Annotated in this window: 24 protein-coding genes; 3 read left to right on the top strand and 21 right to left on the bottom strand. The window is 44.6% G+C overall.

Translation table 11 applies throughout. From position 1 onward, the window contains the following. Positions 1–64 precede the first annotated feature (64 nt). Positions 65–1,006 (top strand): GDP-L-fucose synthase, encoded by a 942-nt coding sequence (fcl, locus tag ACYVE4_RS33770; RefSeq protein WP_461044835.1) that lies wholly within the window; start codon positions 65–67, stop codon positions 1,004–1,006. Positions 1,007–1,080: 74 nt separating this feature from the next. On the opposite strand, the gene ACYVE4_RS33765 is transcribed toward fcl, so the two are convergent. Beyond that, complete coding sequence (locus ACYVE4_RS33765) at positions 1,081–1,713, bottom strand: acetyltransferase (protein WP_461044834.1); 633 nt, start codon at positions 1,711–1,713, stop codon at positions 1,081–1,083. A gap of 112 nt (positions 1,714–1,825) precedes the next feature. Between ACYVE4_RS33765 and ACYVE4_RS33760 the strand changes: the two genes are divergently transcribed. Then, positions 1,826–2,644, top strand: coding sequence for a UDP-2,3-diacylglucosamine diphosphatase (locus ACYVE4_RS33760; protein WP_461044833.1), 819 nt, complete (start codon positions 1,826–1,828; stop codon positions 2,642–2,644). A gap of 100 nt (positions 2,645–2,744) precedes the next feature. Continuing rightward, complete coding sequence (locus ACYVE4_RS33755; protein WP_461044832.1) at positions 2,745–3,893, top strand: glycosyltransferase family protein; 1,149 nt, start codon at positions 2,745–2,747, stop codon at positions 3,891–3,893. Here the strand turns inward: ACYVE4_RS33755 and ACYVE4_RS33750 are convergent. The 20 genes from ACYVE4_RS33750 to ACYVE4_RS33655 all read right to left on the bottom strand — a co-directional run bounded on the left by ACYVE4_RS33750 (position 3,888) and on the right by ACYVE4_RS33655 (position 23,312). Further along, positions 3,888–4,721: a Rossmann-fold NAD(P)-binding domain-containing protein gene (locus tag ACYVE4_RS33750; protein WP_461044831.1), complete on the bottom strand. Its 834-nt coding sequence runs from the start codon at positions 4,719–4,721 to the stop codon at positions 3,888–3,890. The genes ACYVE4_RS33755 and ACYVE4_RS33750 overlap by 6 nt on opposite strands. Positions 4,722–4,724: 3 nt before the next feature. Next, entirely contained in the window at positions 4,725–5,732 is a 1,008-nt protein-coding gene (locus ACYVE4_RS33745; protein WP_461044830.1) for an outer membrane beta-barrel protein, read from the bottom strand. Then, positions 5,729–6,652, bottom strand: coding sequence for a hypothetical protein (locus ACYVE4_RS33740; protein ID WP_461044829.1), 924 nt, complete (start codon positions 6,650–6,652; stop codon positions 5,729–5,731). The genes ACYVE4_RS33745 and ACYVE4_RS33740 overlap by 4 nt, the downstream gene beginning before the upstream one ends. Then, complete coding sequence (locus tag ACYVE4_RS33735; RefSeq protein WP_461044828.1) at positions 6,621–7,241, bottom strand: RNA polymerase sigma factor; 621 nt, start codon at positions 7,239–7,241, stop codon at positions 6,621–6,623. Before ACYVE4_RS33735 ends, ACYVE4_RS33740 begins: the two co-directional genes overlap by 32 nt. Before the next feature lie 269 nt (positions 7,242–7,510). Beyond that, positions 7,511–7,780, bottom strand: a complete 270-nt coding sequence (locus tag ACYVE4_RS33730) for a DUF983 domain-containing protein (protein ID WP_461044827.1) — start codon at positions 7,778–7,780, stop codon at positions 7,511–7,513. A 52-nt stretch (positions 7,781–7,832) separates the two neighbouring features. Continuing rightward, the gene (locus ACYVE4_RS33725; RefSeq protein WP_461044826.1) at positions 7,833–8,114 is read right to left on the bottom strand and encodes a hypothetical protein; all 282 of its coding nucleotides are present in this window, start codon (positions 8,112–8,114) and stop codon (positions 7,833–7,835) included. 13 nt (positions 8,115–8,127) lie between these two features. Continuing rightward, positions 8,128–8,670, bottom strand: a complete 543-nt coding sequence (locus ACYVE4_RS33720; RefSeq protein ID WP_461044825.1) for a DUF420 domain-containing protein — start codon at positions 8,668–8,670, stop codon at positions 8,128–8,130. Positions 8,671–8,672: 2 nt separating this feature from the next. Next, a complete protein-coding gene (locus ACYVE4_RS33715) occupies positions 8,673–9,389 on the bottom strand; it encodes an SCO family protein (protein ID WP_461044824.1) in 717 nt (238 codons plus the stop codon). Between the two features lie 3 nt (positions 9,390–9,392). Beyond that, complete coding sequence (locus tag ACYVE4_RS33710; RefSeq protein WP_461044823.1) at positions 9,393–9,722, bottom strand: cytochrome C oxidase subunit IV family protein; 330 nt, start codon at positions 9,720–9,722, stop codon at positions 9,393–9,395. Positions 9,723–9,738: 16 nt separating this feature from the next. Then, positions 9,739–10,536, bottom strand: coding sequence for a cytochrome c oxidase subunit 3 (locus ACYVE4_RS33705; protein ID WP_461044822.1), 798 nt, complete (start codon positions 10,534–10,536; stop codon positions 9,739–9,741). 15 nt (positions 10,537–10,551) lie between these two features. Next, entirely contained in the window at positions 10,552–11,142 is a 591-nt protein-coding gene (locus ACYVE4_RS33700) for a cytochrome c oxidase subunit 3 (RefSeq protein WP_461044821.1), read from the bottom strand. Between the two features lie 9 nt (positions 11,143–11,151). Continuing rightward, on the bottom strand, positions 11,152–12,039 hold the full coding sequence (gene cyoE / locus ACYVE4_RS33695; RefSeq protein ID WP_461044820.1) for a heme o synthase: 888 nt from the start codon (positions 12,037–12,039) through the stop codon (positions 11,152–11,154). Continuing rightward, positions 12,032–13,051, bottom strand: coding sequence for a COX15/CtaA family protein (locus ACYVE4_RS33690; protein ID WP_461044819.1), 1,020 nt, complete (start codon positions 13,049–13,051; stop codon positions 12,032–12,034). Before ACYVE4_RS33690 ends, cyoE begins: the two co-directional genes overlap by 8 nt. Continuing rightward, positions 13,026–14,909: a cytochrome c oxidase subunit I gene (locus ACYVE4_RS33685; protein ID WP_461044818.1), complete on the bottom strand. Its 1,884-nt coding sequence runs from the start codon at positions 14,907–14,909 to the stop codon at positions 13,026–13,028. Before ACYVE4_RS33685 ends, ACYVE4_RS33690 begins: the two co-directional genes overlap by 26 nt. A 28-nt stretch (positions 14,910–14,937) precedes the next feature. Next, entirely contained in the window at positions 14,938–16,056 is a 1,119-nt protein-coding gene (locus ACYVE4_RS33680; protein WP_461044817.1) for a cytochrome c oxidase subunit II, read from the bottom strand. A gap of 19 nt (positions 16,057–16,075) precedes the next feature. Beyond that, positions 16,076–17,386 (bottom strand): quinol:cytochrome C oxidoreductase, encoded by a 1,311-nt coding sequence (locus tag ACYVE4_RS33675; protein WP_461044816.1) that lies wholly within the window; start codon positions 17,384–17,386, stop codon positions 16,076–16,078. A 91-nt stretch (positions 17,387–17,477) separates the two neighbouring features. Further along, positions 17,478–18,083: a c-type cytochrome gene (locus tag ACYVE4_RS33670; protein ID WP_461044815.1), complete on the bottom strand. Its 606-nt coding sequence runs from the start codon at positions 18,081–18,083 to the stop codon at positions 17,478–17,480. Positions 18,084–18,097: 14 nt separating this feature from the next. Beyond that, positions 18,098–18,631 (bottom strand): DUF3341 domain-containing protein, encoded by a 534-nt coding sequence (locus tag ACYVE4_RS33665; protein WP_461044814.1) that lies wholly within the window; start codon positions 18,629–18,631, stop codon positions 18,098–18,100. A gap of 71 nt (positions 18,632–18,702) precedes the next feature. Then, positions 18,703–20,133 (bottom strand): NrfD/PsrC family molybdoenzyme membrane anchor subunit, encoded by a 1,431-nt coding sequence (gene nrfD, locus ACYVE4_RS33660; protein WP_461044813.1) that lies wholly within the window; start codon positions 20,131–20,133, stop codon positions 18,703–18,705. Between the two features lie 68 nt (positions 20,134–20,201). Next, positions 20,202–23,312, bottom strand: a complete 3,111-nt coding sequence (locus ACYVE4_RS33655; protein WP_461044812.1) for a TAT-variant-translocated molybdopterin oxidoreductase — start codon at positions 23,310–23,312, stop codon at positions 20,202–20,204. Positions 23,313–23,324 lie beyond the last annotated feature (12 nt).

Genomic DNA, 23,324 nt, shown 5'->3' with positions numbered 1-23,324 from the left:
TAAGTTACAATATTTTATCAACCTGTCCACCAGACCTTCCGGTGGTTATCTATTGAAAAAAATCGTGGAAAAAGCATCTCGTATTTATGTGGCTGGCCACCGGGGAATGGTCGGCTCTGCTCTTGTTCGTAAACTACAAAAAGAAGGGTATACCAATCTGATCACCCGTACATCAGCCGAATTAGACCTTCGCAACCAGGCCGCCGTAGCCGATTTTTTTAATCAGGAACGTCCTGAATACGTGTTTCTGGCAGCGGCAAAGGTGGGTGGTATTCTGGCTAACAACATCTATCGTGCCGAATTTTTGTACGATAATCTATTGATTGAATCGAACATTATTCATAGTGCCTATACAACAGGCGTAAAGAAATTGTTGTTCCTTGGCTCATCGTGTATCTATCCAAAAATGGCTCCACAGCCGCTCAAAGAAGAATACCTGCTAAGTGGTTTTCTGGAGCCTACGAATGAACCTTACGCAATTGCTAAAATCACGGGTATCAAGTTGTGTGAAGCCTATCGTAGTCAGTATGGCTGCAATTTTATTTCGGCTATGCCTACAAACCTGTATGGCCCTAATGATAATTATGACCTGCAAGGCTCGCACGTTCTCCCTGCATTAATTCGGAAATTCCACGAGGCCAAAATCAACAATCAGCCAACGGTCGAAATCTGGGGAACGGGCTCACCCATGCGCGAATTCCTGCACGCTGATGATCTGGCTGATGCGTGTTTCTTCCTAATGGAGCATTATAGCGACGAGCTATTTGTCAACATTGGAACAGGCGAAGATGTAACGATTAAGGAATTAGCCGAACTGGTGAAGGAAACGGTTGGCTTTGAGGGAGAACTTCGCTGGAACACGGATAAGCCGGATGGCACTCCTCGTAAATTGATGGATGTTTCGCGGCTTCATGCAATGGGCTGGAAACACAAAACCGAACTAAAAGAAGGCATCGAGCTTACCTACCAGGATTTCCTAGCTAATGAAGTATTATACGTTGAGTAGTCGATAGCTGTTCATTAACAAATAAGGGTCTGCGGTAGCTACCGCAGACCCTTATTTGTTAATAGGTATCTGGATTAAAGCACTTTAGCTGGATTACCGAATACCGTTTTTCCGGCATCAACATCTTCTACCACAACAGAGCCAGCGCCAATACGAGCATTTTTGCCAATTGTGATACCCGCTACTATCGTTGCACCGGTTCCGATAAAAGCTCCATCGCCAATCGTCACTCCACTATTAATAACACTTCCAGTTCCGACCTGAACATAATCGCCCAGTTTGGCCTGACTTTCAATAACGACTCCTGACTGAATAATACAATGCTGACCAACCTCAGCATACGGATTGACGACTGCTCGGGCAGCAATCAGATTACCATGACCAATCGTTGCCAGCGTAGACACTATAGCTGTGTCGTGAACTGCATTTACGGGCTGAACTTTCCGCCGTTCATTTAGAAGTTTCACCAGGCGTTTGCGCACACGTGCATCCCCAATGGCGACGAAGGCTTCGCATTTATGACCAATTAGTTTTAGAAAACCGTCATCATCTGTTTCGCCTAGCACCGATACATCGCCAAATTCTTTACCATGTAATTCTTTATTATCGTCTAGCAGGCCGTAGACGATCACGTTATTCCGCTGAAACAGGTCTAAGGCCGTTACGCCCAGGCTTCCTGCTCCAAAAATGAGCACAGGATTCTCCATTTTTCGTGGTTTGTTAAGTCAATATGAAGCTATATAATTTCATAGCAACGATCTTATCAATTTGGTAACAATGGGTTAAATTCTACTTCACAAGTGACATGTAGTTTCGTTCATGCAATTACGTACGCAATTCCGCACGATTGTACTGTCCGATATTCACCTGGGTACTGCCGGGTCGAAAGCGAAGGAAGCTACTGAGTTTTTGCGAAATTACTCTTGCCAGAAGCTAATCCTTAATGGCGACATTATCGACGGCTGGCAGCTGAAACAGTACGGCACCTGGAAGAAAAAACACACTGCTTTCTTTAAAACGGTTTTAAAACAAATCGTTCACTATAATACGAAAGTTGTTTATCTGCGTGGTAATCACGACGACTTCCTCGATCAGGTGATGCCTCTGAAAGTGGGAAAAAACTTCTCGATCCGTAAAGATTATACGATAGCTTCCGGCACTAAAAAGTTCTACGTTACGCACGGTGATGTGTTCGATTCGATTACCTCACAAATGAAATGGCTAGCCTACCTGGGCGATCTTGGCTATACTTTTCTGCTTTGGGTCAATAAGTTTTATAATCACTATCGTACCTGGCGCGGGTTGCCTTATTACTCGCTCTCTCAGCAGATCAAATCCCGAATCAAGAAAGCCGTCAGTTACATCTCCGACTACGAGCAAAAGCTTACAGAATTGGCTCGCGCCCGAAACTGCGACGGAGTCATTTGCGGTCATATCCACCAACCCGCTATTCGTGAGTTAGACGGAATCATTTACATGAACTCCGGGGACTGGGTTGAGTCATTAAGCGCCTTGGTCGAAGATCATGACGGTAATTGGAGCCTAATCTATTACACGTCCGATCTGGCCGATGACAACGATGAACCAGTGTCTGAAGCTACCAAACCTACCGAGCAATTTACACCAGCCTCAGTTTAGGCGAAATGCCAATCCAATCAGAACAGACAAAATTGTAAATATCTGTAAATCAGACCATAGCAATTCAAAATTCGTCCATCGTAAATCGTAATTAGACTACATGCGCGTTTTATTTTTAATACAAGGAGAAGGACGAGGACATTTGACACAGGCTTTATCGCTGGGCCAGATGTTGCATCAGGCGGGTCATACAGTTATTGGCGCTATAGTTGGTGTGACTGCCGAACGCAATGTGCCTGCCTTCTTCAGTACTGCCTTTAAAGCACCGATTACGCCTATTTTTAGCCCTGGTTTAGTCTATAATGCGGGTACGAATTCGCTTGAACCGTTTAAAACAACGGTAAAGGCTATTCAATCCATACTGCCTTTCTGGAAGAGTTTGAAACAAGTACGCGACATCATTGAGCGGGAAAAACCGGATGTAGTTGTTAATTTTTACGAAATGCTGGGCGGGATGACGTATGCGTTATTTCGTCCGTCGGTGCCGATGATTTGTATTGCTCACCAATACATGGCTTTTCATTCGAAATTTCAGCGCCCCAAAGGCCAGTGGTTTTACCGGCAAGCGTTTAAAATCAATACCCAGCTTACCTGTTTTGGCGCGAATGAACTACTAGCGCTTTCGTTCGATAAACAACCCGATGAGCCTCGTAGACGAGTACGTATTGTGCCGCCTTTACTTCGTCAGGAAGTAACAGAATTAAAGTCATCAGAGGGAGATTTTTTATTGGCTTACGTCACGCAGCCCGGCCTGAAAGTTGACTTGATGAAGGCCCACGAGCAACATCCTGAAATTCGAATGGATGGCTTTCACTCAGGAACGAATATGCCGGATCAGGTAATCGACGATACGCTAACATTCCATGCCATTGATGGTCAACGTTTTCTGGAATTTATGGCGCGTTGTAAAGCTATTGTGACAACAGCGGGCTTCGAGTCCGTTTGCGAAGCAGCTTATCTTGGAAAGCCCTCTCTTTTAATTCCACAAGTCAATCACTTTGAGCAGGCCTGTAACGCTATTGATGGCCAACGGGCGGGCGTTGGAACGGCGTCCGATCGCTTTAACCTGGATCGATTATTAGCCTATTTACCGAATCATGATCCCCAGGTTAGCGAACGTTTCAGAGCCTGGCATGCACAAGGATATTTTATGTTTATGGCCGCTCTGCATCGAGCTACTTCACCAGCCAGCGGTCGGCCATCGGGTGGTTTTTTCTGGACACGTATGCGGCATCTACTCCGATCATAACTGGTAGTAAAACTCCAGTGGATCAGGATAGCGAAATGTATACTTTATTGCCCGAATCAATTTTTCCGGGCTAATAATCTTATAAGGAATCGGCTCGGCTGGCTCAACAAACGTTGGCAATGGAAAGCCAAAATCAGCGCAGTTTTTCCGGTAAACGGATTCTCGCGTAGGATGTAAAGGGATGATAGCATTAAACGTACCCCCTACCCTTTTCGTAATCAACTCTGCCAGAATGCCTACAGCATCATCACGATGGATGTAATTAACAGGCAATGAGCCGGTGTCAATCGTTCGTCCAGCTACATACTTTCCCGGAATACGCTCGTAGCCTAGCAATCCCCCACAGCGTAAAATGGTAATTACCGGGCGGTTTGGCATGGAGGTAAGAGATTGTATAGTTTGTTCTGCATGAACGAATGCGGGAGACGCTGATTGTTCAGGATCTACTACATCGCCTTCTACCATTTCTCGATTTAAATCTGGGTAGATAGACGTGGAACTGACGTAAATAATGTGCTTTACAGACGATGATCGGATGGTGTCGGCTAAATGGCTGATTTGCTTAGGATGGAAATCGTCGCCAAGTTTTCCCGCTTTAGGTGGTACGTTAACAACGAGTGTGTCGGCCAGTAAGAGAGGAGCAAGATCGCCAACAGGTTCTGGCTTTAACTCAAGCTGGTAAACTTCAATACCTGTTTTGCTTAAAGTCGCAGCTTTGTCAGAAGAAGTTGTGCTGCCTTTTACAGCAACGTTTTCAGCCTGTAAGCGTTCGGCCAGTGGCAACCCCAGCCAGCCCAAGCCAATTATAGAAACAGTTTTATCGGACATTCTTTAAAAACCAATACCAAAGGTAAGCGTACGGACATCGGGGCCTTTGTCGGGCATCCAGAGTGGGCTCATGTCGTATTTTACAAAGAAATCCAGGCTTCGGATGCCTAAGTGAGCGACGGCTCCATACCGAAAATTATTGAGGTAAAAGTCGGAATGGCGACGATCCTTACCGCCATCTGCTTCTTTGATTTTCCGATAGCTATCGAGCCGATAATTAATATAGCCTCCTAAACCTATATGACAAGTTTTTCGTCCATTCGTATTATAGAAGGTTAAACGTGGTACTACGGGTATACCAATCGTACAAACTGTTAATTTACTTTTCTGCAAATCACGTCCTGCATCAATAAAATTCACGGTTGTAGGCCCTTTTTCGGCTATAATATTCTCTTCGAACATGAAGTTGTTCCAAGCAACTTCAACTCCGTAGTATAGCTTTAAAGATGCATATTTTCCTCGAATGATAGTTGGTAGCGCTCCTACGGCTAAAGAGATGTAACGAGAACCTATTGGCTGTAGTTCGGGATAGATTACTGATGAGTTTTGAGGGATAAACGTATTTAGTCCAACGCTCACGTTATAATCAAAGCTCCCTCGATCTCTATCCCGATTTCGGCGTTTTTCCCGTTCGTAATCGCGGTCTTTTTCGCGTTTTGATTCAGTTTGACCTGAATCTTTATCACCACTGATAACGACTGTCACACCATCTTTTTTCTTGGTAACGACTAATACCGTATCCTTCAAAAAACGGTCGCCATTTTGACTGGAAACCGCTATTTCTCCGCCCGGTACAGAATCAAGTTTCATGCTCATTTCCCGCACGATTTTGTTCAAATCATAGTTGGACAATGCCTGAATACCGGCTTTATCGGGAGCATAAATAACCAGCCGAGTTCGGTTTGCAAACCGAATCACGAGCGAATCGGTAGGGCTAAGTGCTCTGGCCTGCGAAATAGTTGTTATAAAATAGGCAGTTACCAAAGCAACTACACTAAAAAGTCTGCTCATTGCTTCGTCGATTTATCTTTATCGAGACTTTGTTTTAAGCCGCTGTATGCCCGGCTTAGTAATCCCCTATCTTCATTGGCGGGATTGTCATGTCTTGCAAATTGCTCGCCCTGCTTAAAACGTTTTACCCGCTGCCATAGACTACCTGCTTTCTCAGGAGTATCATTTACGGATACAGCTGTTTTTTCTTCTACGGCCGATTTGGCGGCCTGTTGAGCGGCTACCAGCGATTCGGGTTCAGCAATTGTTACGACCAAACCTCGTTCAGTTACAGGGGCGGGTTTAACGGTTGTTTTGTTCTCGGCAACCCACTCAGGAGTCGTTTGAGCAATTGGTGCTACAGGTGTAATACCCTCCGATTTATTCTGACTTGCCGTTTCCTCAGGTTTTACCTGTGCCAGAACGGGTTCATGATCAACGGAAGGGGCTGGCTGAACAATTGACTTAGGAGCAGGAGTAGTAATCGAAGAGGTAGACGTATGATTATGGTGACTCGAATTGGCTGGTGCTTGGTCAACCTTAGCCAGTTGTTTTTCCATCATCGGCTCATTCGCTTCGATGGGCATTACTGTATTTGGATTTGCCTTTGTTGAGGGTGATTTTACTGGATCAATATTTGATTCTTTCGGTTGAGATTTAGGGTTTTTATTAACCGCTACTTCGGCTCCTTTTTGATCTGTTGTCATGCCAGATGGCCAGTAAAGCCAGCCAAATAGGCATACTAATACCAGGCAGGCCGCTGCGGCCATATAGCGTTGTATTTCAGGATTACGCCAAAATACCATCTTCGCTTCTGGCTTGCCCTGACCCATTTTTGCCTGTAACCGTTCAAAACCTCCACCCCTTGGCGGTAATGACATATTGCCCAACTTGCGGGCGAATAAGTCATCAATAGGCTGTTTTTCTGGCTGTTTTTTCATAATATCCATATTGGTTTGTCAACGGCTTGTGCCCTGACTCCTGTTCTAATTTTTTCAAGTTGGATTGTAATAATACTCTTGCCCGACTCAACTGCGATTTTGACGTACCTTCGGATATCCCCAATGATTCTGCAATTTCAGCGTGACTATATCCTTCAATAGCGTAGAGGTTAAATACAGTACGATAGCCGTCGGGTAATTGATTCACGATCCGCATTAAGTCAGCTTCATTTACGGCCGTGTCTGCCCACGCATAATCGGGTTCAACCGTTACCTCTTCAATTGGAATTTCCTGTCGCCACTGCTTATTTTTTCGCAAAAACATCAGCGATTCCGTTACCATAACCCGTCGTATCCACCCCTCAAAACTGCCATCTTCCCGAAACTGGTCGATTTTTTCAAATACTCGCATAAACCCGTCTAGCATCACTTCTTCGGCATCATCCCGGTTAGCACAATAACGTGTGCAAACGGCCATCATTTTACCCGAAAACCGTTCATAAACAACCTTATGGGCGCGGCTTTCACCACGCTTTAAGGCAGCTATCAACTGCGATTCCGTTATAAAAAATGGTATTAGTTTAAGCATACTTGTTCAGGTTCGTTGAGAAGATGCAAAGTAATGGGTAAGAGGTTGCATCACTACTAAAATAATTCGTCAAGAATTTTGAATTTTTCTTTAAGATTCTGTTTGTAAGGTATTTCCTTATGGATCTGTTTAGGGCTTCCAGGAGAAGTTAAGAATGCCTTTTGTCATTCTGAGGAACGAAGAATCTTAATGTTTCTTAGTTCCTCAGAATGACAAGGGACTCAATCATTTACTTGTGTTTTGCTTATATACTAAACTAAAAAAGGGCCTTAGAGCCCTTTCACATACTTGATTCCGGCAACATAATACAGCCAGATTACTCGTGATATTCGAAAATTAATGGGGGCTATGACGATCATTAATGGAGTAACGATAGTTGCATATATCCAGCCTTCCGGGTCGCCACCAAAATAGAATAAGAGAAAGCCTGCCAGTAAAGCAACTCCACCTGAAATCGCGTAACTAACATACATTGCGCCAACGAAATACCCTGGCTCAATTTCAAAACGTAATCCACAGTGTGGGCAGTGTTCATGCATTACGTCGAAGCCATTGGGCGAGTAGAAGGGGTATTTGAAGATTTTCCCTTTTCTACACCTGGGACATAGCCCGTTTAACGCGGCCTGCAATTTCGAGACGTCGGTCATACTCTCGTCTACTGTTCCGATACCATAAATAGCCGATTGATGCGACGATCAGGTATGGAGCCAGTAATAAATATAAGATACCAAAATTCAGGTCAGAAGCTACGACGCTTCGCCCATTACTAACTGTGCTTTCAACGGTTCCCCGGCACATAGCGCATTGCGCCATTAAATCAGGCACACTAAGCAACAAGAAAGCGATGACAAACCACACATTACGGCTTTTCATGATGTTTCGCAGGTTAATGAAGATAATATGGCTTAATCATCAGATACACAATTACGCCCGTAGTACTAACGTAAAGCCAGATCGGGAACGCATATTTTACCGTTTGCTTGTGCTTTAAAATCTGTCCGCTGAGCGCAAAATAGACAGCGCGCAACACAAACCAGACAACCACTACGGAGAGTACTATATGCGAAATCAGCAAGAAGTAATAAACGGGACGAATCCAGCCTTCTCCACCAAATGGTGTCGATTCATTCGTTAAATGATATAATACATAGCTAACCAGAAATACTGAGCCGAGTGCAAAAGCCATTAACATTGTTCGCTTATGGGCCACAATATTCTTTTGCTTGATAAAATAGTAACCCATCAACAGCAGTACAGTCGTAATGGAGTTGATAATGCCATTAAGGTGGGGCAAATAAGTTGTCCAGCTACCCAGATCAACTTTCTGGCGGATGCCTAATAATACAGCTACAGCAATTGGAATCGCCAATGCCAGAATTGTAATAATCCGATTTGCTTTCTGCTCTTCGGCTGGTTGTAAAACCTCCATAATTAGTCTTTATTCTTATTGTAAATATCCAGAAGAACCCGGGTCTCAAGCACCAGTCGATCCACATCTTCCTTGTCCGTTCCGTCGTAGAAACCCCTGACAATCCCCTCTTTATCTACCAGTACCAACTTTTCGCTGTGGATAAAAGTTTCGTCCGGATTCCCTTCCTTAAGCCCTGCATCGACCGTTGGTAAATAGTAGCCATGCATCGCCAGATTATAAATATCAGCTTTACTTCCTGTTAGAAAATACCACTTACCCGGAATGGCTTCGTACTTCTTAGCATAGGCTTTCAACTGCGTCGGACGGTCATGTTCAGGATCTACCGTATGTGATACAAAAACAATGCTAGGATTATTTCTGAAAATGTCCTGTACGCGGGTTAGTTGGGATGAGATGCGTGGACAGATTGTACCGCAGCGCGTGAAGAAGAAACTAGCAACGTAAATCTTATTCTTAACTATGGACTGATCAACGATTTGGCTGTCCTGATCAATTAGCTTGAATGGTGGAATGCGGTTGTAAATCGTATCTATAACTTCGCTTCCATCCTGCAAGCGCACTTTACCCATTAATGGCTCTCCTTTCGTTGAGTCGATTTTGGGCAGGTAACGTGGTAAAACGAAATGGTTTTGCGTACCAAACCTGAGGAATAAATACAGCAAAGCCGGGACCAGCAGCGTAGCGAGCAGGATCCCGGCTTTTTGTGTAATAGTCATATATCAACCAAAAACAGAGATACCTATCCAGGCCCCTTCAGTCATTAACGCAACTAGCAGCCAGATGATAAAAACTATTGGGATAACGATAGACCAAATCAGGCTCTTAACCTCATGCTTCAAGTGCATGAATTCGCCGACGATATAGAAAGCTTTTACCAAGGTCATAATGACGAAAATAGACGTCCGTAGACCACCTGCTTTCATCAAATAAGCCAGCGTAAATTCAACCATTGTGATTCCTAACAGAATCCAGAAAGTACGCCAGATAACGCCTGTATTTGCTGGTGGAATTTCCCCTACTTCGTGGGTTCCGTGTGTGTGATCAGACATTTGTATAAAGCGATTATTAGACGAGGTAGAAGAATGTGAAAACGAATACCCAAACAAGGTCTACAAAGTGCCAGTAAAGGCCCACTTTCTCAACCATTTCATAGTGACCACGACGAGCATATAGTCCCGTTGCTGCGCGATAAAAAATCAGAATGTTAAGGACAACACCACTGAATACGTGCGTCCCGTGGAAACCTGTGATGAAGAAAAATAAGTCAGCGAAGGCAGGAGGACCGTATTGGTTTTCCACCAGATTCGCTCCGAAAATAGTACGCTGGATCGTTTGTCCATTTACAATCTCACTAATTGTAGTACCTGTTTCGCTACCGTGGATAAAGTGAGACCATTCCCAAGCCTGGCTTCCTAAGAAAGTAAATCCACCAAGGATTGTCCAAAGCATGTATTTCTCTACATCTGCCTGATCCATCCGATGTCCAGCTTCAACGGCTAGTACCATGGTTACGCTACTGAAAATCAGAATAAACGTCATGATACCAACGAAAATCAACGGAGCGTGTACGCCATGCAAAAAAGGAAGGGAAGCATACACCATTTCGGGCGTTGGCCAGTACAGGTTCGAAAACTTGAAGACTTCACCGTAAACGGCTGGGTCCCAAGCTGGGTAACTATATCGGATCAGGCCGTAGGTTACCAGCAAAGCTGAGAACGTAAACGTATCTGAGATCAGGAAGAACCACATCATCAGCTTGCCGTAGCTCACCTTCATTGGTTCAACACCACCCATCCATGTTTTCTTGTCAAAAACTGCGTCCGAGTCGGTTGTTAGGGTATCGTGTGTTACAGTAGCCGCCATGCGCCTAAGAGATTATCAATGAAAATAGACTAAAAAGAAAAACAAATACAACCACAAAATGTCTAAAAAATGCCAATAGGTAGCCGCAATTTCGATCTGATTGAGGTTTTTGGCATGTATTCGGAGTCGGAAAGCGGCAATCAGCGCAACAACCAGAACAATTAGTCCGGATATTAAGTGAAAACCGTGTAATCCTGTAAAAATGTACATGAATGAACCAGCCGGATTACCAACAAAAAATACATTTTCGTTGACCAGTTCAACCCATCCCTGGAATTGCATGTACAGAAAAACAACTCCAAGTGCAAAAGTAATAGTTATCGCAATTTTCAGATTGCCGAAGTTGTCTTTTTTTGCAGCCAGGTAAGCCCAGTGCATCGTCAGGCTGCTGGCAATCAGCACAATTGAACTATAACTAAAGATCGATGGAATATTATATTCCAGCCAGTTCCCTTCTGCCCGCCGAACCAGGTACGCACTGGTCATTGCGGCAAAAAGCATGATAATACTTACAATGAACAACCAAAGAATAAACTTACGGGGGTTCATTGAGAGCGTTTCCTGCGGCTCTTCGACAATTGAAATATCGTTGACTAATTCACTCATGATTTGTCGTTATACTTTGTCTAATAAATAAACGATCTGTACGACAGGCAGGTATAACAATGATCCGAACATCATTTGCAAAGCCGCTTTGTCAGTACAGGTTCTCATCAAGTGAAACGTTTGTGCCAGAAACAAGATTCCGCCAATCATGGCGACTAACGCCGAATTAATCCCGGTGACGCCCATCAGATAGGGGAGCCAGCCAATTGGAATCAAGAACAGCGTATAGATCATAATGCGAAAAGCGGTTTCGGTTGTTTTGCCATCGCCTGGCATCATCTGAATTCCTGCTTTTTTATACTCGTCAAACGCTAACCAGCCAATTGCCCAGAAGTGGGGAAACTGCCAGAAAAACTGTATGGCGAATAAAATACCCGGCGCCCAGCCAAAATGATTTGTAGCTGCAACCCAACCAATCATAGGAGGGAATGCACCTGGAAGGGCACCTACGAACACAGCAATCTGTCCTTTCCGTTTGAGTGGGGTATAGACAAATCCGTAAAGTAATAATGACAGAACCGCCAAAGCTGCTGCTCGTATATTGAAAACTTCAACGAATAAGTAGCAGGCAATGCTGAATAAAATAAAAGCAAAAACGGCGGCCTCCTGTACGCTTAGTCGTCCTGTTGGTAAGGGACGAACTGACGTACGTTTCATCAACTTATCTGAGTCTTTTTCAATAATCTGGTTAATGATATTTGCTGCGCCGGTAATACTGATAGAGGCAATCACTAAAGCAGCTATCTTCCACCAATTAATCTGATCAATAGCCAGACAATACCCAAACACGCCGGAGAATACGACTGCCAGCGTGAGTTTTAGTTTCATTAACTCGATGTAAGCTCTAGCCTTTACATTGATTGTCGACAGTGCCAGAGTTTTTCCTTCGTTATGCATTTACTAGTTTCGATTCTCTTGTTATCCCGCTAGATAGTCTTTCCATTGGGTTTAGCGCTAATAGTGCGGCAAATTGTGCCCCAATCATTAAGATCGCTAATGCTAAATGTATGGGTTGTGCAATGGCAGGTACATTTAGGTAAGCCATTATCACGCCTGTTGCGATTTCAAGCACCACCAATGCTAATAGAGCTATTGGTATATTTTGAAGCCACCCTGTTGTATTCAGTTTGCGAAGTCGATTAATGACAATCAAATGAACAACTAGTACGACTATTGAAAATGAGCGGTGGATATAAAAACTCCAGTCAAGGCTGCTTATCCAATTATCGCGATGGCTATATCCGATTTGTTTGACCACTAAGTCCAGCGCACTTCGAACCTGGGTCCCTAAAACAATCTGCCCTAGTGTTAGAAGCATTACACCAATTAACAACCAGCGCAATCCTGCTGTTTTTTGACTTGTCAGCTTCAACGCTTGTTGGTTAGCTTTTGATCGAACCCAGACAAACAGTAAAGCGAACACAACCAAAATTGCCAGCAGCATATGTAGTGTGATCATATACTGGGCCAATTCAGTCGCTACCACTCGTGAGCCAAGCCAGCCATTTGCTCCAATTAATAGGAAGGCTGCGAAACTTCCCCAAACAATTGACTTATCTTTTCGTCGGTAAGCCAGAGAAGCGATCAGTGTGGCAAAGACGAAAAAACCAGATAGAACGCCTACTAACCGGTTGACGTACTCGATCCAGGTTTTAACGGGGTTAAACTCGACTTCGCCTTTCAATTTCGCCCCGTAAATCTCCTGATAATTGGCCGGTAGTTGTGAAAGTTCTGTTGGAGGAATCCAGCGACCGAAACACCTTGGCCAATCAGGACAGCCCATTCCAGAGCCTGTCCCTCTGACAATACCTCCTGCTAAAATAACCAGGTAGATAACAATTATTGTCAGTAAAGTCAGACTCTGGAAGTGCTGTTCTTGTTTATTAGTGAGGCTGATTGAACTGGTCATTCAGGTTTTGTGCCTCGATTTCTTTTTCCAGACCGATTAGCTCATTTTCATGAGGCAAATTAGATTCTGGTGTTTGCGAATATGGCACGTTTTGAGGAATGAAATCATCCTTAGCGCCGGGCTTGCTATAATCATAAGCCCAACGATATACAGCGGGGATTTCACCAGGCCAGTTTCCGTGGCCAGGATTGATAGGTGCAGTCCACTCAAGCGTATTCGATTTCCACGGATTTTGTGGTGACTTACGCCCTTTAATCAGGCTATGAACGAAGTTATAGATGAATATCCACTGAGCTGAGAACGTGAAAATAGCTGCCAAGCTAATGAAGGCGTTCATATCAGCGAAGATGTTCTTCGTGAAATCGTAGCTGGTGAACGCATAGTATCGACGTGGGAATCCAGCAATACCAATGTAGTGCATTGGGAAGAATACCAGATAAATACCGATAAAGGTTAGCCAGAAATGGATATAGCCCAATTTCTCATTCATCAACTTGCCAAACATTTTCGGGAACCAGTGATAAACACCTGCTAATAAACCGAAGGCAGAAGCAGCTCCCATCACCAAGTGGAAGTGAGCAACTACGAAATAGGTATCGTGTAATTGAATATCCAACGCGGAGTTACCCAAGATAATACCGGTCAATCCACCCGAAATAAAGAAGGAAACCAGACCGATCGAGAACAACATCGCTGGCGTAAACCGAATGTTTCCTCTCCACAGCGTCGTGATGTAGTTGAACGCTTTTACAGCTGATGGAACAGCAATGATCAGCGTCAGGAACATGAATATCGATCCCAGGAATGGGTTCATTCCGGTTACGAACATATGGTGCGCCCATACGATAAACGCCAGAAAGGCAATACCCATCATGGAGGCAATCATGGCGCGGTAGCCGAAAATTGGCTTACGTGAGTTCGTCGCAATGATTTCCGAAGTCATACCCAAGGCAGGAAGTAATACGATGTATACTTCAGGGTGTCCTAAGAACCAGAATAAGTGTTGGAACAGAATCGGGCTACCACCGACGTTTGGCAGAGCTTCACCTTTGATATAAATTTCAGACAAGTAGAAACTTGTGCCAAAGCTACGGTCGAAAATGAGCAACAGTGCTGCCGATAATAATACTGGGAACGAAATCAGCCCAAGTACAGCGGTTAGGAAGAATGCCCAGATCGTCAGCGGTAGTTTGCTGAACGACATACCGCGTGTACGTAGATTAATAACCGTAGTAATGTAGTTAATACCACCCAACAACTGAGACACGATAAATAACGCCATGCTGATTAACCACAGTGTCATACCGAATTCTGACCCTTTGTGAGCTTGTGGTAGGGCACTTAATGGCGGGTAAATCACCCAACCACCAGCAGCAGGACCGGTTTCAACGAACAGCGACCCAAGCATAAGCATACTAGCCAGGAAGAAGAACCAGTATGATAACATATTCAGGAAGCCTGAAGCCATGTCACGAGCACCTACCTGTAAAGGAATCAGGAAGTTTGAGAACGTACCGCTCAAACCAGCTGTTAGCACGAAGAATACCATGATGGTTCCGTGCATGGTAACTAAAGCCAGATAGAAATCAGGATCAAGTTTACCCGTTGCATCAATCCAGTTTCCCAGAATTGGGCGTAGGAAATCCATTTTCAGGCTTGGAAATCCTAACTGAAGTCGGAATATCACCGACATACTAATCCCAATGATTGACCAGATAATACCCGAAATCAGATATTGCTTAGCAATCGTCTTGTGATCTTCCGAGAAAATGTATGTGCGCCAAAAACTTTGCGGCTCATGGTGATCATGCTCTGCTGCATGTGCCACGGTTGCCGGATTAGCTGATACAGTCGCCATAGTATTTGGTTTCTTGTAAGTTTAGAAATTAACGAAGTGTAGCAACGGCTACAGGTACTCCACGTTTAACAATTGCTGCTGATGCCGTATCGGCGGGCGCAGGAGTTTCTTCTACAGGCAAATATCTAGCCGCTTTATCTTTCAATTTAGCTGGAATGCGAGAAGCTAATTCAGGTGTTGAAGTAAGCAGTGGTAGTTGCGTTCTGCACCAAGCCAAATAAGACTCCTCACTTTCAACGATTAGCCGGATACGCATAGAGAAGTGGCCTTGACCACAAACCTCAGTACAGGCAATTTCATACGTAAAATTAGGATTGCCTGTTATGTTTTTCATCTCATCCGTGGTTTTGTCAGCGGTGAACTGAAACCGGGTAGGCATACCTGGCACAGCGTCCATCTTAACTCTCAAATGAGGAATGAATACGCTGTGTAATACGTCACGAGCACGTATTTTCAATAAAATAGGCTTATTGACAGGAATGTGTAATTCTGATGTTGAGACGAAATCATCAAAAGATGCTTCATCTGTATAGTCAATACCTGTTTCGTTGTTGTTGTCAATTAACTTATAGTTGAATGCACCTAGCTTATTATTATCGATACCTGGGTAACGGGCAATCCAGTTAAATTGCTTACCAACGATCTCAAATACCTGCGCATTTTCTGGTGCTTCAGCCATAATATCACGCCAAGCGCGCCAGCCTGTGAATACGAGTACGGCCATCACTACTGCTGGGATAACTGTCCAGATTAACTCTAGTTTGTGGTTTTCTGGATAATAAGCAGCTCTATGTCCTTCCTTATGCTGATACTTCCAGGCAAAAAAGAATAACAAAGCGTTAGTTACCACAAAAGCAACTGTAATAATACCCATCCCTAGCCAGAACAGAAAGTCTGTGTGACGTCCATGAGGAGTAGCTGCTTCTGGAAGGAAAAATTGCTTTGCATACAAAAATGACCATGCCGCTCCAATCATCCCTAAAACAAAGAAGACGATCATCATGGCTGCATTAAGACGATTACTCATGCCAATATGCCCTTCTTCAACAGGACCATTGGCCGTTTTAACAACGGCGGCCATCCGGGACACCACTACTGCAGCTAGTCCTAGAAAGATTACCGATAACAAAACGACTATATATATCATTGTTCTGTGCAGTTATTAATTAAATATCATGGTGGAGCGTTTCTTCCAGCATTGGGTGATTTTTGGGAATCAAGTTCGCTTTCGATAGCTGTGAATACAGAGAATAAACGAAGCCTGAGGCAAAAATTAGAATCATGCCAAACTCCATTGGGCCAAAACCTCCATGTTCACCTACAGTTCCAGGCATAATATTGTTATAAAAGTCAAAGTAATGCCCAATAATAATGCACCAAGCAGCCAGTTTCAGAATTACATACGTCCGTTTTGCATCCCGTGTCATCAGAATGAGGAAGGGAGCCACAAAGCACAAGAATATGTTTACGAAAAATGGAATTCTATAAATCCCACCGTATCCACTAAAACGTTCGCGGTAGTAAATGGTTTCTTCAGGTAAGTTAGCGTAGTAGATCAGCATAAACTGAGCGAACCATACATACGTCCAGAAGATCGTGAACGCAAACATAAATTTGCCCAGATCGTGCAGATGGCTTTCATTGACCCACTGCATATAACCACGCTCTTTCAACGTTACTACGGTCAGCGTAATAATAGCAAGACCCGTTACATGCCAGCTTGCCAGTGTGTACCAGCCAAACATCGTACTAAACCAGTGCGTGTCGATCGACATGACAAAATCCCAGGCTGATGTTGATGACGTAACACCGAATACCAATAGAAATCCGGTTCCTAACTTGATGCTTTTCTCGTAATAATCGGTACCACCGTGCAAGTCTTCCTGTAAGGAATAATTACGTAATACCCGCCATAGACCGTACCACAATACGAAATATAGAATAACGCGAGTCAGGTAGAAAGGCGTATTTAGAAACCCTTTTTTACCATTTATGATTGGATCAAATTCAGGACTAGCTTTATCATATAGACCGGGATGTGTCCAGTGAAAAAGATCATGACCAGCCAGGAAGAATACGAGCAATACGGCAATGCCCGTAACAGGTAAAAAAGCTGGCATTGCTTCAGGAATACGTTTGAAAGCAACTGACCAGCCTGCCTGTGCTAAATAGTTATACGATAGGAAGAACATACCTATAACCGAAGCACCCGTAAAGTAGATAGCATTCAGCCAAATATTCGCCCAAAGTCGGTTGGTCCATTTGTATTCATGATGACCACCTCCGTGAGCTTCATGAGCACCAGCCGCATGAGCTGCTCCATGAGCTTCGTGCGAACCAGCACCTGATGCCAGCAAGTACGCGCCAATTGCTACCAGCGCGACACCCACTCCGAGGCCGATAAATATGCGACGCTTGGATTCCGCAGTAAATTCAAATTCTTCGTCTAAGGACGGTATTGCGTGAGCCGATGCCATTCTAAGAATTTTCAGTTTTCAGTTTTCCCGTAATCAGTTTCAGCTTTCCAATTTTCTAGTGAAATCGAAAATCATTCGCTGAGAACGTAAATTATCCTTGTTGTAATTTATGCACGTATTGTACAATCTTCCACCGATCTTCTGGGGTGATTTGAGAACCATGAGGCCACATACGGCCTTTGCCATTCGTAATCACGTGGAAAATATGGCCGTCATTCAGCGTTTTTAGGGCGTCAGAAGAATAATTAGGTACCCCTTTATATTCTTTACCTACAGGACCATCTCCTTTCCCATCAGCACCGTGACAATGGCTGCAATAACGGGTGTAGAGAAGTTGCCCCTCTGCCAGCGATTTTTCGGTTTGCGGAATCGGGTTTATTAAAACACGCTCAGCAATGCCAATACTGTCAGCCGGAATATTATAGATCATCAAATCGGTTTTAGCCTCAGCCCCTTCACCAAATTTGGTGTGGTAATTTGGGCGCGCAACCGTACCTCGGGCTGGCAGACGCATGTTGAGCCCTTGGGGATTTATCGTATTTGGCTTAATCTGACGATAGGGTTCATAACCTACCGCGTCGTACATCTGAGGTGCATATTCAACACCTGTGTTGTCGTGACCTCTCTTACAGGATGTACCTGCAAACAGCAGTCCGACAATCGCTAGTGCCGTTACACTCGTATGTTTAGTAATCATTCCCATCCTGACAATTAGAACTGCTTTACGTTTACTTCAGCAGCGCCTGATTTTTTCAGAATCTGCTCAATATCACTCTCACCGATGCTGTTTTTGCTCAGGTCAATCGCCATCGCAAACTTATTGTCGGTTGTTCGTAGATCGTACATTAACGGTTTTACCGTTGGTCCCAGGCCGTTTGACACGAGGAACGTGCCAACCATGCCCAATGCACAGAATAATACCGTCAACTCAAAAATAACTGGTACGTAAATGACGGGTGAGTAAGAATCTTTACCACCAACGATCATTGGCCAGTCGAAGCTTTCGGTATAGAATGTTAGCGACAAGGCGGTTAGCGTACCTGAAAAGGCAAACAAGAAGGCTGCTATGCCCAGCCGACTGCGTGGATGCCCAAGTGCTACATCTAATCCGTGAATTGGAAATGGTGTATAGACTTCATGAATCCGAACACCAGCTTGTTTTACTTCTTTAACGGCGTGTAATACCACATCGTCATCATCAAAAATGCCGACTAGGAATTTACTGCTATCGTGTGCGTCTGACATACTTTGTGTAGTTTACGGTTTGCAGTTTACGTCAGTAGCCTTACTGAAAACCGTAAACCGAATACTGTCTATTATTCTGCGTTTTTATTAAACGTTGGGTTAGCAACACGTTCTCCTTTGGCAACACCCGATACCGAAATCGGTAATTTTTCGGATGAAGATTTAACAATTGTTTTTACTTCAGCCATGTTCACTACTGGCAGGAATTTCGAGAACAGCAGGAAGAGCGTGAAGAAAAGGCCGAAAGAGAAAATATAGTCACTGATATCAAACAGGGTTGGGTGGAACATGGCCCAGCTTGAAGGCAGATAATCGCGATGTAGTGAGGTTACGATAATTACAAAACGCTCAAACCACATACCGATGTTTACGACTACAGACAGTACGAACGTCCAGACAACGCTCCGGCGAATCGCCCGTGACCAGAACAGCTGTGGCGTAATAACGTTACAGGTCATCATGGCCCAGTATGCCCACCAGTAAGGACCAGTTGCCCGGTTGATAAAGGCATAACTTTCAAATTCAACGCCCGAATACCAGGCAATGAAAAACTCAGTCAAGTAAGCTACCCCTACAATCGAACCTGTCAGCGTAATGACTTTGTTCATCGATTCGATGTGTTCAACGGTGATGTAATCTTCCAGTTTGAACACAACCCGAATAATTAGAACCAAGTTTTGAACCATCGCGAAACCTGAGAAGATAGCACCCGCAACGAAGTAAGGAGGGAAGATCGTCGTGTGCCAACCTGGAATTACTGACGTGGCAAAGTCCATACTTACAATCGTGTGTACAGAAAGTACAAGCGGTGTAGAAAGACCCGCCAGAATCAAGCTCATGTATTCGTAACGAGCCCAAGTTTTGGCCGAACCGTTCCATCCCATCGAGAAAGCACCGTAGATATACCGAGATACTTTGCTTTTTGCCCGGTCGCGAATGGTCGCTAAATCGGGAATTAAGCCCATGTACCAGAACACCAGCGATACGGTGAAGTATGTACTGATCGCGAATACGTCCCAAACCAGTGGCGATTTGAAGTTTACCCAAAGCGATCCTAATGTATTCGGAAGCGGCAAACACCAGTAAGCAACCCAGGGACGACCAGCGTGCATCATAATGAAGCTGGCTGCGCAAATAACGGCGAAGATCGTCATGGCTTCAGCAGCCCGGTTAACAGCCGTCCGCCATTTTTGACGGAATAGCAACAAAATTGCTGAAATCAGCGTACCCGCGTGCCCGATACCTACCCACCATACGAAGTTGGTAATATCCCAGGCCCAACCAACGGTTTTATTCAAACCCCATACGCCTAGACCTTCCCACCATGTCCAGAAAAGACAAGCTGTTCCGTAGATGAGTACCACCACCGCAATGATAAAGGCAATAGTCCATTCACGTGTTGGATTACCTTCAACCTGTTTGCTGATGTCCTCTGTAATATCGGCATAGGTTTTACCGCCGGTAATAAGAGGAGTTCTTACAGCTGATGTAACATGCGACATATAGTTACTGTATTTACGATTTATGATACACGATTTACGAAGTTAACTATCGCAAATCGTAATTGACTTTATGCGTGTGATTCTTTAGTCGCGTCCTCTTTTTTAGGCTCTGCGTCCTTGTTCCGGATTTTGGTCAAGTATGAGATTTGTGGTCTCACATTGATTTCTTCCAGTACGTGGAAAGCGCGTCCTTCCTGTTCTTCCATCAACACTTTCGAAATGGTGCTTTCTGGATTGTTCATGTCGCCAAAGATAATCGCTCCGGTCGAACAAGCTTGCGAGCAAGCTGTCTGCACTTCATCAGGAGCTAACGTACGACGCTCTTTCTTGGCCGTCAGTTTGCTTTCCTGAATCCGTTGTACACAGAATGAGCATTTTTCAATGACACCCCGTGAACGCACCGTTACATCTGGATTAATGACCATTTTACCAAGGTCATTGTTAAAATGATAATCAAAATTATCATTATCAAAGTACTTAAACCAGTTGAAGCGACGGACTTTATACGGGCAGTTGTTGGCGCAATAACGGGTACCAATACAACGGTTGTACGTCATTTGGTTCAGCCCCTCTGTGCTGTGGGTTGTTGCCAGTACCGGACAAACCGTTTCACAAGGAGCATTGCTGCAATGCTGGCAAAGCATTGGCTGGAAGGTTACTTCAGGATTGGCCGAAGCAACTTCTAGTTCCGAATAGTTCTCAACATCCGCATCGCTGCTGTAGTAACGGTCAATCCGCAGCCAGTGCATCTCACGACGCCGGATAACTTCTTTCCGGCCAACTACCTGAATGTTATTTTCAGCGTTACAAGCGACAATACATGTTCCGCAACCCAGGCAGGAGTTCAGGTCAATGACCATACCCCACGAGTGAGTAGGCTTGCCGTAACCATTCCAAAGGGTAATGTCGTTTGGATCAACAGGACCTTTCGAGGTTTGAACACGAGGCTCATAACGGCCTGCTTTCGGATTCTTTTGGTATTCGGCTAAAACTGACTCTTGCAGAACCGCTTTACGACCCATTACGGTATCGTGCGTTTGCGTTTGTGCAATCTCGTGCGAACCGCTAGCCTTGGCTACTGTAGCATTGAATGCGGAAAAGGTAATATAACCACCTACCAGACTGACGAATGGGTAGACACTTTTACCAACGCCATTGGCTGATTTGCCGCCTTTTTCACGACCATAACCAATCGCGATCGATACAGTATTATCCGCTTGACCTGGCTGAACCAGAACTGGCAATTCAACCGATTTGCCATTGACTGTCACTGTAACCAGATCATTCTGGGCTAGTTTCATGTCTTTGGCTGTCTTTTGCGAGATAGCTGCGTAGTTATCCCAACATGCCTTAGAGATCGGATCTGGCAATTCTTGGAGCCAGGGGTTGTTAGCCATTGCGCCCGTACCTACACCAATTTTCTCATAGATAGCCAATTCCATGCCTGTAGTTGGCTTATAGCGTTGAGCGATGGCGGAAGCTGCTTGAGCAACATTACCTGTAAACGAAGCACCACCCGCAGAGGCTGCTCCCTTACCCGGCTCAAATACACCGTCATTCAGACATTTTACCCAGAACGCATCGAACGAAGAAAAACCAGATGCTTTTGGGTACTGCGTTGTCCGCCAGTAATTTTTCAGGTATGCCTGGAAATCACTCGATTTTCCAGACCACTTCAAGAGGCTAGACTGGAACTGACGAGTTTTGAATATATGCGTAATCGCGGGCTGAGCCAGACTATAGAAACCTGGTTTAGGTTCCGCATCGCCCCAGCACTCAAGGAAATGAGGAGCTGGTGTAATGTATTTCGCTAGAGAAGCTGTTTCATCAGCGCGATCAGCAAAGGAAACCGATAACTGAGCTTTTGGTAATGCCTCAGCTAATTCAGCTCCACGAGGGTGATCGTAAACTGGGTTACAAGCAAAGAATAGAACTGCACCAACACGACCTCCTTTAGCCTCATCAATAAAGGCATTCATTTGCTGATCATTCCCCTGACGGTAATTAACCGGCGCATTGATGTCGATCGTTGTACCGTAGCTACCTAACAGATTGTTAAGTGCATTAACAACCGTTTGTACGTTCGGATCATTCGATCCTGATACGACTAATGCTTTTCCTCTTGAGTTAGCTAGATCGGTGGCTGCTTTATCCAGATGAGGAACGTCAACAGAGGGAGTGCTAATAGCACCGCCACCGATTTTAGCGGCTACTTTATTATACAGAGCGGTAACAATTAAACCTTCTTGTGAGGGTTTAATAGCCGAACGATAATCTGCATTTGCACCCGTAAGCGAAAGACCAGTCTCGAATTGATAGTGCCGCGACATGGTTTTTTTACCACCGCCGATTGCACCAATCTGACGACCTTTTACATAAGCGCCCATGTATTCAATAGGAGCAACCCACGTTCCTAAGAAGTCAGCGCCAATCCCAACAATCGTTTGCGCTTTGCTGAAATCGTAAGTAGGAATAACTGCTTTACCGAAAGAAGCCTGGTTTGCCTGAACAATACCAAATACTGAATTAGCATCGTAAGTAACGTGGCTCGCTGTTGGGTATTTTGCAACGAAATCAGCGATAACGGCTTTTGTTGATGGGCTAAGAATCGTTGAGGTAACAATCCGAATGGCTCCGCCTTTAGCCGCTACTGAACTGAGTTGAGCTAGAATTTCTTTATCGGCAGTATCCCAATCGATGTCAGCTTCACCCCGTTTTGGACCTTTCAGTTTATCAATATCGTAAAGCGACAGAACCGATGCCTGCGATCGGGGAGTTGTTCCTCCTTTCGATACGCTCGATGATGGGTTGCCTTCAATTTTAATAGGCCGACCCTCACGGGTTTCTACCAGAATCGCAGCGTAATCTCCGCCTTCACTGAATGTAGATGCGTAATAATCAGATATTGAAGGAAATGTAAATTCCGGTTTGTTAATGTAAGGAATGGCTTTATGAACCGGTGTTTCGCAGGCTGCCAATGATACGGCAGCCATGCCAAAGCCCATTACTTTAAGGAAGTCACGGCGTTGGGTATTTGAGCCACCGAGCAGACCTTCCAGGTCATTCGACGATTCGCTCAGATCAGGGTTAGCAAATTCGCTGTTTGCGTTTTTGACAAATGAAGCGTCGTTACGTAACTCTTCAACCCCTTTCCAATACCGTTTAGATGTATTTTCCATGCGTGTTGTATG

The organism is Spirosoma harenae, assembly GCF_054776975.1.
This window is presented reverse-complemented; position numbering and strand designations above follow the sequence as displayed.

Coding starts and splice junctions, on each gene's coding strand:
- ACYVE4_RS33765 (WP_461044834.1), bottom strand. CDS start 1,713: ATGGAGAATCCTGTGCTCATTTTTGGAGCAGGAAGCCTGGGCGTAACG.
- ACYVE4_RS33760 (WP_461044833.1), top strand. CDS start 1,826: ATGCAATTACGTACGCAATTCCGCACGATTGTACTGTCCGATATTCAC.
- ACYVE4_RS33755 (WP_461044832.1), top strand. CDS start 2,745: ATGCGCGTTTTATTTTTAATACAAGGAGAAGGACGAGGACATTTGACA.
- ACYVE4_RS33750 (WP_461044831.1), bottom strand. CDS start 4,721: ATGTCCGATAAAACTGTTTCTATAATTGGCTTGGGCTGGCTGGGGTTG.
- ACYVE4_RS33745 (WP_461044830.1), bottom strand. CDS start 5,732: ATGAGCAGACTTTTTAGTGTAGTTGCTTTGGTAACTGCCTATTTTATA.
- ACYVE4_RS33740 (WP_461044829.1), bottom strand. CDS start 6,652: ATGAAAAAACAGCCAGAAAAACAGCCTATTGATGACTTATTCGCCCGC.
- ACYVE4_RS33735 (WP_461044828.1), bottom strand. CDS start 7,241: ATGCTTAAACTAATACCATTTTTTATAACGGAATCGCAGTTGATAGCT.
- ACYVE4_RS33730 (WP_461044827.1), bottom strand. CDS start 7,780: ATGCATGAACACTGCCCACACTGTGGATTACGTTTTGAAATTGAGCCA.
- ACYVE4_RS33725 (WP_461044826.1), bottom strand. CDS start 8,114: ATGAAAAGCCGTAATGTGTGGTTTGTCATCGCTTTCTTGTTGCTTAGT.
- ACYVE4_RS33720 (WP_461044825.1), bottom strand. CDS start 8,670: ATGGAGGTTTTACAACCAGCCGAAGAGCAGAAAGCAAATCGGATTATT.
- ACYVE4_RS33715 (WP_461044824.1), bottom strand. CDS start 9,389: ATGACTATTACACAAAAAGCCGGGATCCTGCTCGCTACGCTGCTGGTC.
- ACYVE4_RS33710 (WP_461044823.1), bottom strand. CDS start 9,722: ATGTCTGATCACACACACGGAACCCACGAAGTAGGGGAAATTCCACCA.
- ACYVE4_RS33705 (WP_461044822.1), bottom strand. CDS start 10,536: ATGGCGGCTACTGTAACACACGATACCCTAACAACCGACTCGGACGCA.
- ACYVE4_RS33700 (WP_461044821.1), bottom strand. CDS start 11,142: ATGAGTGAATTAGTCAACGATATTTCAATTGTCGAAGAGCCGCAGGAA.
- cyoE (WP_461044820.1), bottom strand. CDS start 12,039: ATGCATAACGAAGGAAAAACTCTGGCACTGTCGACAATCAATGTAAAG.
- ACYVE4_RS33690 (WP_461044819.1), bottom strand. CDS start 13,051: ATGACCAGTTCAATCAGCCTCACTAATAAACAAGAACAGCACTTCCAG.
- ACYVE4_RS33685 (WP_461044818.1), bottom strand. CDS start 14,909: ATGGCGACTGTATCAGCTAATCCGGCAACCGTGGCACATGCAGCAGAG.
- ACYVE4_RS33680 (WP_461044817.1), bottom strand. CDS start 16,056: ATGATATATATAGTCGTTTTGTTATCGGTAATCTTTCTAGGACTAGCT.
- ACYVE4_RS33675 (WP_461044816.1), bottom strand. CDS start 17,386: ATGGCATCGGCTCACGCAATACCGTCCTTAGACGAAGAATTTGAATTT.
- ACYVE4_RS33670 (WP_461044815.1), bottom strand. CDS start 18,083: ATGATTACTAAACATACGAGTGTAACGGCACTAGCGATTGTCGGACTG.
- ACYVE4_RS33665 (WP_461044814.1), bottom strand. CDS start 18,631: ATGTCAGACGCACACGATAGCAGTAAATTCCTAGTCGGCATTTTTGAT.
- nrfD (WP_461044813.1), bottom strand. CDS start 20,133: ATGTCGCATGTTACATCAGCTGTAAGAACTCCTCTTATTACCGGCGGT.
- ACYVE4_RS33655 (WP_461044812.1), bottom strand. CDS start 23,312: ATGGAAAATACATCTAAACGGTATTGGAAAGGGGTTGAAGAGTTACGT.